The 11,866-nt window shown below is 69.5% G+C and carries 9 protein-coding genes; 7 read left to right on the forward strand and 2 right to left on the reverse strand.

Annotated elements, in window-relative coordinates:
* Window positions 1-369 precede the first annotated feature (369 nt).
* Window positions 370-1,563, forward strand: a complete 1,194-nt coding sequence (locus tag IFSED24_RS13670) for a PP2C family protein-serine/threonine phosphatase (protein ID WP_491332027.1) — start codon at window positions 370-372, stop codon at window positions 1,561-1,563.
* Between the two features lie 77 nt (window positions 1,564-1,640).
* On the opposite strand, the gene IFSED24_RS13675 is transcribed toward IFSED24_RS13670, so the two are convergent.
* A complete protein-coding gene (locus IFSED24_RS13675) occupies window positions 1,641-2,675 on the reverse strand; it encodes a hypothetical protein (RefSeq protein WP_491332028.1) in 1,035 nt (344 codons plus the stop codon).
* Window positions 2,676-2,830: 155 nt separating this feature from the next.
* Between IFSED24_RS13675 and IFSED24_RS13680 the strand changes: the two genes are divergently transcribed.
* Together IFSED24_RS13680 and IFSED24_RS13685 are read left to right on the forward strand one after the other, a co-directional pair.
* Complete coding sequence (locus IFSED24_RS13680; protein ID WP_491332029.1) at window positions 2,831-5,272, forward strand: alpha/beta hydrolase family protein; 2,442 nt, start codon at window positions 2,831-2,833, stop codon at window positions 5,270-5,272.
* Window positions 5,273-5,482: 210 nt separating this feature from the next.
* Window positions 5,483-6,154, forward strand: a complete 672-nt coding sequence (locus IFSED24_RS13685; RefSeq protein WP_491332030.1) for a potassium channel family protein — start codon at window positions 5,483-5,485, stop codon at window positions 6,152-6,154.
* A gap of 128 nt (window positions 6,155-6,282) precedes the next feature.
* On the opposite strand, the gene IFSED24_RS13690 is transcribed toward IFSED24_RS13685, so the two are convergent.
* Window positions 6,283-7,647: a hypothetical protein gene (locus tag IFSED24_RS13690; protein WP_491332031.1), complete on the reverse strand. Its 1,365-nt coding sequence runs from the start codon at window positions 7,645-7,647 to the stop codon at window positions 6,283-6,285.
* A 268-nt stretch (window positions 7,648-7,915) separates the two neighbouring features.
* Between IFSED24_RS13690 and IFSED24_RS13695 the strand changes: the two genes are divergently transcribed.
* The 4 genes from IFSED24_RS13695 to IFSED24_RS13710 are packed head-to-tail and all read left to right on the forward strand — an operon-like array spanning window position 7,916 to window position 11,856.
* On the forward strand, window positions 7,916-9,205 hold the full coding sequence (locus IFSED24_RS13695; RefSeq protein WP_491332032.1) for an electron transfer complex subunit TmcD: 1,290 nt from the start codon (window positions 7,916-7,918) through the stop codon (window positions 9,203-9,205).
* A complete protein-coding gene (locus IFSED24_RS13700; protein WP_491332033.1) occupies window positions 9,202-9,846 on the forward strand; it encodes a TmcC family electron transfer complex membrane anchor subunit in 645 nt (214 codons plus the stop codon). The genes IFSED24_RS13695 and IFSED24_RS13700 overlap by 4 nt, the downstream gene beginning before the upstream one ends.
* Before the next feature lie 17 nt (window positions 9,847-9,863).
* On the forward strand, window positions 9,864-11,207 hold the full coding sequence (locus tag IFSED24_RS13705) for a (Fe-S)-binding protein (protein WP_491332034.1): 1,344 nt from the start codon (window positions 9,864-9,866) through the stop codon (window positions 11,205-11,207).
* A 1-nt stretch (window position 11,208) separates the two neighbouring features.
* Entirely contained in the window at window positions 11,209-11,856 is a 648-nt protein-coding gene (locus IFSED24_RS13710) for a cytochrome c3 family protein (protein WP_491332035.1), read from the forward strand.
* The last annotated feature ends 10 nt before the right edge of the window (window positions 11,857-11,866 follow it).

The following is an 11,866-nucleotide window of genomic DNA, read 5'->3' on the forward strand; positions in this document are numbered from 1 at the left end:
ACGGGACGGTGTGGATCAGTCGATCCATCGACTTCGCGAATCTGGTGTCTGGCCGATCCCGGGCGAGGAGAATGCTGGCACGCCGACGTCCAGGCGAACTCGAACCTGGTCAGTGTCCCAGAAACGATGAGGCGCGGTCAATGAGACGAATCATGCGGTCGGTTAAAGATAGCGGAGAAGGGTGGATGCGGGACAGGAAGTTCACGGCAAGGGCCCCGTCCGGAGATCCGGGCGGAGCCCCCGAGCGCAGGTGCTGCCGAATCACCGATCCGCCACCCGAGGGCAGCCGTTCTCTGTTTTGAAGTATCTTGTGCGGGAATTCGAGGACCGGTCACCACTGCCGGGGAGCGACTCTTGGAGCCCAACGACATGACCGACGACCACCAGGCCTGGCTGGCCCTGAAGGACAGGGCACTCGCGGTGGCGGCCGAAGGCATCACCATCGCCGACGCACGCCATCCGGACCGTCCCCTGATCTACGTCAACGAGGGATTCGAACGCCTGACCGGCTACACGGCCGAAGAGGTGCTCGGGATCAACTGCAAGTTCCTCCAGGGCGATGATGTCGATCAGGATACGGTCGAGATCATGCGGCAGGCCATGCGGGAAGGGCGGGACTGCAGCGTCGAGATCCTCAACCGGCGCAAGGACGGCTCACCCTTCTGGAACCGCCTGTCCATCACGCCGGTCCGTGACGACGGCGGCGAGGTGACCCACTACATCGGCATCCAGTCCGACGTGACCCAGCGCCGGGAAGCGGAGGATCGCCTGCGCGCCATCAACAGCCAGATGCGGCGCGACCTCGAGGAGGCGGCGATCATCCAGAAGGCCTGGTTGCCCGAGTCCCCGCCCGAGGTGCCGGGCTACGAGTTCGCCTGGCGCTTCCGACCTTGCGCCGAGCTGGCCGGGGACGGTCTGAACATCATTCGCCTGGACGAGAACCGCGTCGGCCTCTACATCCTGGACGTCTGCGGCCACGGCGTGCCGGCCGCCCTGCTGTCCGCCTCGCTCTACCGCTGGCTTTCGCCGGTGCGAGAGGATTCCGTGCTGTTCGAGGCCAGCCCGGACAGCGGGATCGGCTACGAGCCCGCCGCCCCGGCGACGGTGGCCAAGACCCTCAACCGTCTCTATGGCGCCGGCCCCGAGACCGGCAAGTTCTTCACCATCCTCTACGGGATCCTCGACCGGCGCGCTCGTTCGTTCCGCTACGTGACCGCGGGCCATCCGCCGCCGGTCCGCATCACCGCGACCCAGGCCCGGCCCTGCCCCCTGGCGCGCGGCCTGCCCATCGGAGTATTGCCGGATTTCGAGTATCAGGAGAAGGCAGTGCGGCTGGCGCCGGGCGACCGCCTGCTGCTCTACACCGACGGCGCCTTCGAGGCCATCGACGAGAACGACCAGGAGATGGGCGAGCAGCAGATGCTCGACGGACTGGTCGAACTGCACGGCATGCCGCCGGACGCGAGCCTGGCTGAGGCGATCCGCCGGATCGAGGGCTGGTGCCCGGGGGGGCAGCCCCAGGACGACGTGACGTTGCTGTCGGTGGATGTCCACCAGGACTAGCAGCCGCCAAGACCGCACCGTCGATCAGTGCTGTCGCGCATCCGCGCGGAACGGTGCCCGCGGCGATGGTGCCGACCTCAGTCGAACAACGCCTTCACCGCGCTCCAGCTGCGATCCTCGACGGCGACCACGTCGAGGTTCGACACGAGCACGTACGTGTACTCGAAGGCGTCGAACGGCAACTGGACCAGGTATCCGTCCGGACTGACCCAGAGCCACACCGTCGCGCCAGGTTCGCCGGCCACGGTCAGGGTCGGTTCGCTGCAGTCGTCGCTGACGACCTCCTGCAGGATGTCCACCGAGCCGCAGTCCTGGGGACCGAGCTCGGCCAATCTGGTATCCAGCTCGGCCGCGATGGTGACCTCGAGCACGCCGCCGGCGGGGATGCTGGCGGTGAACCAGTCCCTGTCGTAACGGAAGCCGTCCTGGATCTGGAAGAAGCCGCTCACGCCACAGAAAATCGGGCTCTCCAGCGCTTGCAGCGGAGGATCAGCTTCGTCAGTGGAGCAGCCGCCGTTGTAGAGGTCGACGTATCCGGCCTGCAGCGGGGGTTCACCCTCGAGCTGGGCGCCGGCCGGGCAGTCGATCTCACAATCGTTGGACGGGATCACGTCGATGAGGTACTCGCCGTATTCACCGCCGTAGCCGTCGACCACGATCCAGTACTCGACGCCGGCGACCACGGCCAGATTCTCGATCTTGGAGGTGTAGTCCGGGTAGTAATCGTCGTTGCAGGCGATGGGCCATTCGAAGGTCTCGTCCCACACCCAGACCCTGGTGTCGTACTGCGAGCCGAACAGGTCGATGTCCAGCAGCTGGTCGACCTCGGGAACGATGGAGTAGACCACGTCGGGCGAAGTGGAACCGCCGTAAGGACAGGCAACGTCGTAGTCGTTGGCGTAGCCGGCGGTGGTCCCGGCGAGGTCGACGGTCGGGATCGGGATGCGCACGGCGTCGGCGATGGTGTCGCCGCCCTGGCGGATGATCTCGGGCACGGGCGGCGGCGGCGTGGCGTTGCCGGCCGGCTTGGCGGGCGCCCGGGTGCCGAGGTCCGCGGCGAGCGCGCCGGCCGCCAGGCTGACGACGAGCGTCAGGGCGAGGATGGTCTTCATGGTTCAATCCCCCTGGTTCAGGTCAACGACGAGTCGTTGCCCCCGATACTAGCATGAACGATGATCCCGTATCAATAGCGCCACCGGTCTGGTAGGATCCCGCCGAAGCACGCCAGGCGCGTGATGGTGAACGACCGGAAGCGGGGAGGACCCTGATGATGCGATGCCTGACCATCATGATGTTCGTGGCCCTGACCATGGCCACGGTGACCACGGCGGCCAATGACGAGACCCAGGCGGCGAACCGCTGGCAATCGCCCCCCGAGGACATCCTGGAGGTCCTGCACGCGCCCCAGCTCCCCTGGGTGTGGACCTCGCCCACGGGCGAGCACCTGCTGCTGGCCGACCCCATGCTCTATCCCCCGCTCGCCGAGCTGGCGGCGCCCATGCACAAGCTGGCCGGCCTGCGGGTCGATCCCGTGCTCAACGGCATCCACGGCCGGCACGGGGGCACCTCGCCGCGGCTGGTCCGGGTCGAGGGCGGCGCCGAGACACCGCTCGCGTTGCCCGCCGGCGCCGAGGTCTTCGATGTGGAATGGACCGTGGACGGACAGCGCTTCGCACTCGCCGTCGGGCACTCCGATCATCTCGGTCTGTGGGTCGGCTCGGTGGCGGGCGACCTCACCGAGATCGCGGACCTCGCCCTCAATCCCCTCCTGGGCGACGCGGTGCAATGGCTGCCCGAACAGGAGCGCCTGCTGGTCCGCCGCATCCCGGCGCGCGGTTCGGCCCCCGCGCCGCCGGCGATCCCCGCCGGGCCGGCGATCCTCGAGGCGGCGGGCGCCACGGCGCGGTCCACCTACGAGGCGCGCAACCTGCTCGAGACGGCCCACGACGACGCCCTCTTCGGGTACTACACCGCCTCCGAACTAGTGATCGTGGACCCGGCGCGGGGCGTGGTGGAGATGATCGGCGAGGCTGCGCCCTACACCACGAGCGAGTTCTCCCCGGACGGCGAGTATCTCCTCGTCGAGCGCCTGGTCGGCCCCTGGTCTCACGAGGTGGCCTACTGGCGTTTCGCCAGCGAGGTCGAGGTCTGGGACGCCCGCGGCGAACTGATCGCGAGCATCGCCTCGCTGCCGGTGGCCGACGCGGTGCCGATCCACGGCGTGCCCCTGGGACCGCGCACCGTGTCCTGGCGCGACACCGCGCCCCACACGCTCTTCTGGGTCGAGGCGCTCGACGGCGGCGATCCGGTGGCCGAGGTGCCGCACCGCGACCGGCTCCTGCGCCTCGAGGCGCCCTTCACCGGCGAACCCGACGAGGTCTTCCGGGCCGAGCACCGCATCGTGTCCGGGTTCGCCTGGACCGACGAGGGCGGGACGCTCATGCTCACGCAGTGGGAGCGGATGCGCCGCTGGCGCTACGTCTGGCTCCTGGACGTGGACGCGGGCACGTCGCGCCTCTGGTTCGACCTCGACACGGGCGACCGCTACGGGGACCCGGGCTATCCCATGTTCCGTCCCCTGGACAACGGCCGCTGGGTGCTGCGCCAGCGCGGCCAGGCGGTCTACTTCCGCGGCAGCGGCGCCACCGAGCAGGGCGACCGGCCGTTCCTGGACCTGCGCCACCTGGAAACGGGCGAGACCGAGCGCCTGTTCCGCTGCGCGCCCGACCGCTACGAGATGATCACGGCCTTCGCCGGCGACGAGGACCGCCTCGTGATGCGCTCCGAGTCCGCCACCGACGTGCCCAACTACTACCTGGCCACTCTGGGCGAAAAGTTCGAGGCCGCCGCGGGCGAGGCGACCCGGGCTTACACGCGCGAGCCGATCACCCGCTTCGAGGATCCCACTCCCCGGATCCGCGAGATCGAGAAGCGCCTCGTGCGCTACGAACGCGCCGACGGCGTCCCGCTGAGCTTCGAGCTGATGCTGCCGCCCGGCTACCAGGAGGGCACGCCGCTGCCCACGGTGGTCTACGCCTACCCGCTGGAGTATTCCGGCGCCGCCACCGCCGGCCAGGTGCGGGGCTCGACCCAGCGTTTCAGCCGCTTCTACGGCCCCACGCACCTGTACTTCCTGCTGCGGGGCTACGCGGTGCTCGACCAGACCGCCATGCCCATGATCGGCGACCCCGAGACCACCTACGATACCTTCGTGCCCCAGCTGGTGGCCGATGCCGAGGCCGCGGTCGCCAAGGCGGTCGAACTGGGCGTGACCGACCCCGACCGGATCGGCGTCATCGGCCACAGCCATGGCGGGCTCATGGTCGCCAACCTCCTGGCACACACCGACCTCTTCCGCGCCGGCATCGCCCGCAGCGGCTCCTACAACAAGACCAACCAGCCGTTCGGCTTCCAGTCCGAGCGCCGGTCGCTCTTCGAGGCCAGGGACGTCTACATCCAGGTGTCGCCCACGTTCTTCGCCGACCAGGTCGACGAGCCGATCCTGATCATCCACGGCGACGACGACTCCAACCCCGGCACGCTCACCTTCCAGTCCGAGGTCTTCTTCGAGGCCGTGCGCGGCTCGGGCGGCACCGCCCGGCTGGTCCTGCTGCCCCACGAGGACCACGGCTACCGGGCGCGCGAGAACGTGGAGCACGTGATCTGGGAGCAGCTCCGCTGGTTCGACATGTACTTGAAGGGCGATTGAAATGCTGGCGGCTCGTGGCGTTCCAGGGCCGCTGAGCGAGCCGCCGCGTCGCCATCTCCCGTGCGCGAAATGCGCTGCAGTACGACATGTCCGCCACCAGCCCGCGCGAGTGGCCGGACTTGTGGCCCGTCCTCATCTCCCGTAGATTGCCGGCCTCGCACCTGATCGTACCACCGGGTGAGCCTTCTTCTCCGTCGACGAGGAGGGAACGTGTTCCGCAACCGCTACAACGTCCTCCTCGGCGTACTTGTCGCGCACCTGACCGTCCTGGCTCTCGACCTGCCACGGACCTGGACCGATCTGATCAACATCGGCACCGCCACGTTCATGGCCATCCTCTTGAGGATCATCACGGGCAAGCGTCGGGATCTCGGCATCCTGCTGGTGCTGGGCTGCGCCGGTTCGCTGCTGAATCTTATGTTCCCCTGGGGATCCGTGCCCCTGTCCCTGGACCTGCTGAAGGTGGCCCTCTGGACCCTGGCGCCGATCTACCTGGCGCTGCGCGTCTTCGTCACGATCTACGACAGCGACTCCATCACCCACGCCGAGATCGCCGGCGCCGTGGCCGTTTATCTCTTGCTGGCGTTGATCTTCGCCAACGTCTTCGAAGCCTTCTATGTCTTCGACCACCGGACCATCCTCTTCGGCGACAGCTTCCCGGCCCAGGGCGTTGGCTACGGCGAGATCCTCTACTTCAGCTTCACCACGCTGTCGACCCTGGGCTATGGCGACGTCGCCCCGGCGCACACCCTGACCCGCGCCGTGTCCGTGGTGGAATCGGTGACGGGGCTCATGTACATGGCCATCCTGGTGGCCCGGTTCGTGTCCTTGCACTCGGCGGATCGCCTGCAGCGGAGAAGCGATCGGCGACGGGGAGAGTAGGTCGTTCCACGCAGGATGTCGCCGGTGTCCCATCCCACTCACGGGCCGTCAGCTCTTCATGATGAGCACGATGATCGCGAGCACGGCAATCGGGAGAGTATTCGGCGAAACGGTCAGCCAGGATTCGTTCAGTAGTCCACATCGAACCCGATCAGCAGCAGGAAGCTCCGATAGCTGGCCTCGATATCCTGAGGTAGGCGAGCGGGATCGTCGGTGTCGGGATCGGCGGGGACCAGGTCGAGGGTGCCGGGCAACGGCTCGTCGCCGAAGGCGTAGACCGCGCCGAGGGCCACCCGCTTGTCGCCGAAATGGAGCGAGACGCCGCCGGAGGCGTGGTGGATGTCCCAGATGGCGAGCTGGTTCTGGAGGTCCTCGTTGCTGGCGGCGCTGCGGTCGGTATGGAAACCCAGGTAGCCGTGCACGCGGTGGCCGAACTCGTGCTCCAGACCCAGTCCCACGTTCACGATGGACCGGCTGCTGGTGGTCAGGTCGAGGTCGATGGGCTCGCCGGTGTCCGCGTCCAGCACGCGCTCGGCGTCGAGCAACCGGTATGGCGAGACCTCGCCGAACCATTCGGCGGCCACATGGAACGTGGTCCGTGAGAGGCGGTAGGCCAGGCCCGCGCCGGCGGACAACGGGGTGCGATAGGTGCTGCGGAGGTCGCTCTGGATGTCGGTGACCGTCGAGGCCTCCAGCTGGCTGCCATCGAGCTCGCCGCCCGCCAGGATACGGTCGAACGAACGCGAGCCCGACCCTGAGAGGCGGAGGCTGGGCGTGGTCAGGGACAGACCGTAATGCCAGGGGCCGGATCGCCCGCCGACGCCCACCTTGGCCAGCAGACCGATGTGGGTGTAGTCGAAGTCGTTGCGCAGGGCGACAATGCCGAATTCCTCGTCCGTCTCGGCCGCGGTGAGGGTGTGGCGGCGCGAGCGGTGGGTCCGGTAGGTGGCGTAGACCGAGGCGCCGACGCTCAGCGTCCCGCCGAGGCGGTGGGCGTAGCTCAGCCCCGACCAGATCTCCTCGCCGGTCTCCTCGAGACTGACCCGCGTCTGCGCATCGTTCGGCAGGCCGGGCAGCGAGACCACACCGCGCTGCTCGAGGAGGAAGTCGAAATCCTGGCGGAAGAGCAGCGAGTAGGCCAGGCGCTGGTCGCCCTCCTGGCCGAGCGGGATCTCGCCGGCGACGAGCGACGGGACGGTCCCGATGGTGGACGAGCTGAGATCGAGCTCCTCGCCGATGGCATTGCGCAGCGTGATCGCGGTGGTATAGAAGGCGTTGCCGGCCACGGTCAGGTTGGGCCGGGTCGAGATGGTGAGCAGGGCGGGATTGTAATAGACCGCCGAGACATCGTCGCTGCTGCCGATGACGGCGCCGCCCAGCATGTAGGCGCGGTTGCCGTACTGCTTGTTCCAGTAGTGGGCATCCTGGGCCGGGGCCAGACCGGCCGACACCGTGACGATCAATGCGACCAGACAGAGACTGCGTATCCACATGTCGGGACCTCGGGGCTCGGGGCGAAGCTCGGAGGCCAGGATATCACACGGATCCGGTTCGCTCACTCCCATCCCTTCGGGGATCGGGACGCCATTTCCGGGCACCGGGGACCTGGCCGTCGCGTGGCGATCCCCCGCCGACAAGGCCCTGAACACGACCACGGCCCTGTCTATCAGACAGAAACCAGTTTGCTTGGACATCACACTCCCGCCAGCCTAGATTTGCCCGAACAGCGCGATTCTACCGATGCTTCGGGAAGGGCGACGCATGTCAGATACGACCGTCCGGGACTGGCGACCCGACGACCGACCGCCGCTGTCGCTGGCAGACCTGGCCGGCGGCGCCGAGATCATCGAATACGCCCCCTCGCCGGGCGGCGGCCACCTCGCCGCGGTGATCGCCGACGACGACGGCATGCGGGTGCGCATCCTCGGCCCCGGCGGTGAGGCGACGGTCTGGCCCGAAACCTGGGAGCGCGTCCGCCAGCTCGTCTGGTCCGACGACGGGCGGCTGGCGGCCATCACCGGCCAGGACGGCGCCTGGACGGTGGTCGAGGACGGCGAGCCCTGGCCCGAGACCTTCGAGTTCGTCTGGGATCTCCGCCGGGCGGCCGACGGGCGCACCGTGGCCGTGGTCAAGACCGACGACGGCTACGCGCTGGCCACGGCCGGCGAACCCTGGCCCCGCGCCGTCCCCATGATCCGCGAGTGGTGCCTGTCTCCCGACGGGGCCCGGACCGCCTGCACGGTGCAGGTCGAGCCCAGGCAGGAGGCCGACGTCGCCGCCTTCGCCGCCGGGCTCTGGTCGCTGGCGGTGGACGGCGAACCGTGGCCGCGGCGCTTCGTGAACGTGTGGGAGCCGGCCTTCGCCCCCGACGGCGCGCGGGCCGCCGCCCTGGTCAGGCTCAGCCGCACCGAGCACACCGTGGCGGTGGACGGCGAACCCTGGCCGCGCGCCTTCTCGTGCGCCTGGGGCCCCAGCTTCGCCCCCGACGGTGCGGTCCTGGCGCCCGTGAAGACCGCGATCGGCTGGACCCTGGCCCGCGACGGCGAGCCCTGCTGGAGCCGCGGCTTCACCCAGCTCTGGCGCCAGGTGGCCGCGGCGGACGGGCGGGTGGCGGCGGTGGTCGCCCCGCAGTTCGGCCGCTGGACCGTGGCCGTGGACGGCGAACCCTGGGCCGCCAGCTGGGACGAATGGGCGGGAACCCCCGTCTTCGGATCCGGCGACGATCCGCGCATCGCCTGCGCCGTGAAGGCCGGCGGGCGCTGGACCGTGGCGGTGGACGGCCGGCCCTGGTCGCTGACCGGCGAGCGCCTGCAGGGACCGACGATCCTGCCGGGCCGTGGACCGGTGCTGGCCCGGCTCGAGCGTGATGGCGGCTGGCTGCTGGCGGCCGACGGGCAGCCGGTGGGCGGCACCTGGCGGAAGCTCTGGCCCGTCACGGTGGGTCCCGGCGGCGACCACGTGTTGATCCGCGGCCTCGACACCGAGGGCCAGTTCCGCAGCCGCATCCTGGCGGTGGCCGACCTGCGCACCGGCGAGAGGAGTCGGGCATGATCACCCTCGTGACCGGACCGCTGGTCTGGCTGGCGCTGGCCGTGCTGCTCGGCGGCGGCGCCTGGCGCTTCATCGCCGTGCGGCGCGCCGTGCAGCGCGACGCCGTGGCCACGGCCTACCTGAATCCGGGCGGCTCGCTGCGCTCGCTGGCGCACTGGCTGGTCCCGTTCGCTGCGCTGAACATGCGCCAGCGGCCGGTGGTCACCGTCGTCTCCTTCGCCTTCCACATCGGGCTCCTGGCGGCGCCGCTCTTCCTGCTCGCCCACGTCGTCCTGATGGAGCGGTCGCTCGGCCTCCGGCTGCCGGCCTGGCCCGACGCGGTGGCCACGGTGCTGGTCTGGTCGGTGGTGGTGGGTGGCCTGGCGCTGGCTGTACGCAGGGCGACCGACGCCACCGTGCGCTACGTCAGCGGGCCCCGCGACTGGCTGGCGCTCGCGGTGGCGGTGGCGCCGTTCGCCACCGGCCTGGTGGCGCGCCACCAGCTGCTGCCGCCGTCCGTGGCGGTCGGCCTGCACGCGGTGTGCGGCTGCGTGTGGCTGGCGTCCCTGCCGTGGACGCGGCTGATGCACCTGTTCAACTTCTCCTTCACGCGCACGTTGATGGGCAGCGAATACGCCCATCGCAGCGCGCGCGACTGGTGAGCCTCGAGAGGGATGGCGTGAGCAAGTACCCCGTGAACCTGCCCGTGGTCGATCCTGCCCTGGACGAGGCGGCGGCCGCCCTCACCGGCGACCGGATCGAGGCCGCCATCGACCAGGTCCTGGGTCGCGAAGCGTCGGCGCGATTGCGGATCTATCAGGAGACCTGCGTCCGCTGCGGGCTCTGCGCCACGGCCTGCCACACGTACCTCTCGCGCGACCGGGATCCGCGCTTCTCGCCGGTGGCCAAGGTCAAGGACACGCTGTGGCGGCTGCTGAACGAGCGTGGCTCGCTCACGCCCCAGGATCTGCGCCAGATGGCCGTCATCGCCTACATCGACTGCGGGACCTGCCGGCGCTGCAGCCAGTACTGCCCGTTCGGCATCGACATCGCCCACCTCATGCTCACCGTGCGCCGGCTCTGCCACACGCTCGGGCTGGTGCCGCGGTACCTGCAGGACACGGTCGACAGCCACGCCACCACGGGCAACCAGATGTGGATCCACCAGGACGAGTGGATCGACACCGCGCTGTGGCAGGAGGAGGACGCCTGCGACGAATTGCCGGGAGCGCGCGTGCCGCTGGAACGCGAGGGCGCCGACGTCATGTACTCGGTGATCGCGCCCGAACCCCGGATCCTGGCCCAGCTCATGGGCAACATGGCCGTGGTGATGAAGGCCGCCGGCATCGACTGGACCTACCCCGACACCGACGGCTGGGACAACTCCAACATGGCCATGTACTCGGGTGATTTCGAGGTGATGGGCCGGGTGGCGCGCAAGCACTGGGACACGGCCATGCGCCTGAACGTGAAGCGGGTGGTGATGGGCGAGTGCGGCCACGCCTTCCGGGGCGCCATGTACGACGGGCCGCGCTGGCTCGGCTTCAAGCAGCCGCCCCTGCCCCTGGTGCACGCCATCGAGTTCTACTGGGATCTGCTGGAGAACGGCCAGGTCACCATCGCGCGCAAGTTCCCCACGCCGGTCACCGTGCAGGACCCCTGCAACACCATCCGCGGCCACGGCCTGGGCGGCAAGCTGCGCGAGGTGATCCGCGCGCTGTGCAGCGATTTCCGCGACATGAACCCGCGCCACGAGCACAACTACTGCTGCAACGCCGGCGGCGGGATGATCAACTGCGGCCCGCCCTGGAAGGCCATGCGCATGACCAGCGCCCGCATCAAGGCCGAGCAGCTGGCCGCCACCGGCGCCGAGATCTGCATCACGCCCTGCCACAACTGCCACAGCGGCATCGAGGACGTGGTCGGCCACTACGAGCTGAAGATGAAGACCAAGTTCCTGATCGAGATCCTGGCCGATTGCATCCAGCTCCCCGGTAGCGGGGACCCGGCCGCGGAGGTCTGAGATGAAGCTCCGGAGGATGGGCCTCTGCACTGGACTGGCCGGGATGCTGATCACGGTGGCCGTCGCGGCCGCTCCCGACCGCATCGAGCTGGACACCGTCGCCGAGGGAGGCCACCGCCAGCGACCGCCGGTCTTCTTCGCCCACGACCTGCATACCGCCGCCCTGGCCACGGGCGGCACCACCGATTGCACCCGCTGCCACGCGCGCGAGGCCGAGGGCGGCCTGATCCTCACGGTCGTGCGGCCGGTGGACCAGCGCGCCGCCCGCGAGGCCGCCCACCGCCTCTGTGGCGACTGCCACCTGGACGGTGGCCGCGGTCCCCATCCTGCGCTCTGCGCGGCCTGCCATGCCGCCCGGACGCCGGCGTCGGATGCCGAGCGTTCCTCGGGAATGGCGGTCTTCGACCACGACGGTCACCTGGCCGCGCTGGCTGACGAATGTGACCGGTGCCATCACGTGGCCGATCCGGACACGGGGCGCCTGCTGCCTGCCGCCGGCGAGGAAGCGGCCTGCGCCGAATGCCACGACGGCACCGCCGGGCGGACTTCGCTGCACGAGGCTGCCCATGCCTCCTGCGTGGGGTGTCATGAGGGCGGAGGCGGGGAGGCGGTCGGCCCAATCGCTTGCACCGATTGCCACAAGCACTAGGTCATGGCGG

The organism is Candidatus Latescibacter sp. IFSED24, assembly GCF_058273205.1.

Excerpts from the sequence above, each read along its gene's own strand:
- IFSED24_RS13670 (WP_491332027.1), top strand. The coding sequence starts at position 370 with ATGACCGACGACCACCAGGCCTGGCTGGCCCTGAAGGACAGGGCACTC.
- IFSED24_RS13675 (WP_491332028.1), bottom strand. The coding sequence starts at position 2,675 with ATGAAGACCATCCTCGCCCTGACGCTCGTCGTCAGCCTGGCGGCCGGC.
- IFSED24_RS13680 (WP_491332029.1), top strand. The coding sequence starts at position 2,831 with ATGATGCGATGCCTGACCATCATGATGTTCGTGGCCCTGACCATGGCC.
- IFSED24_RS13690 (WP_491332031.1), bottom strand. The coding sequence starts at position 7,647 with ATGTGGATACGCAGTCTCTGTCTGGTCGCATTGATCGTCACGGTGTCG.
- IFSED24_RS13695 (WP_491332032.1), top strand. The coding sequence starts at position 7,916 with ATGTCAGATACGACCGTCCGGGACTGGCGACCCGACGACCGACCGCCG.
- IFSED24_RS13700 (WP_491332033.1), top strand. The coding sequence starts at position 9,202 with ATGATCACCCTCGTGACCGGACCGCTGGTCTGGCTGGCGCTGGCCGTG.
- IFSED24_RS13710 (WP_491332035.1), top strand. The coding sequence starts at position 11,209 with ATGAAGCTCCGGAGGATGGGCCTCTGCACTGGACTGGCCGGGATGCTG.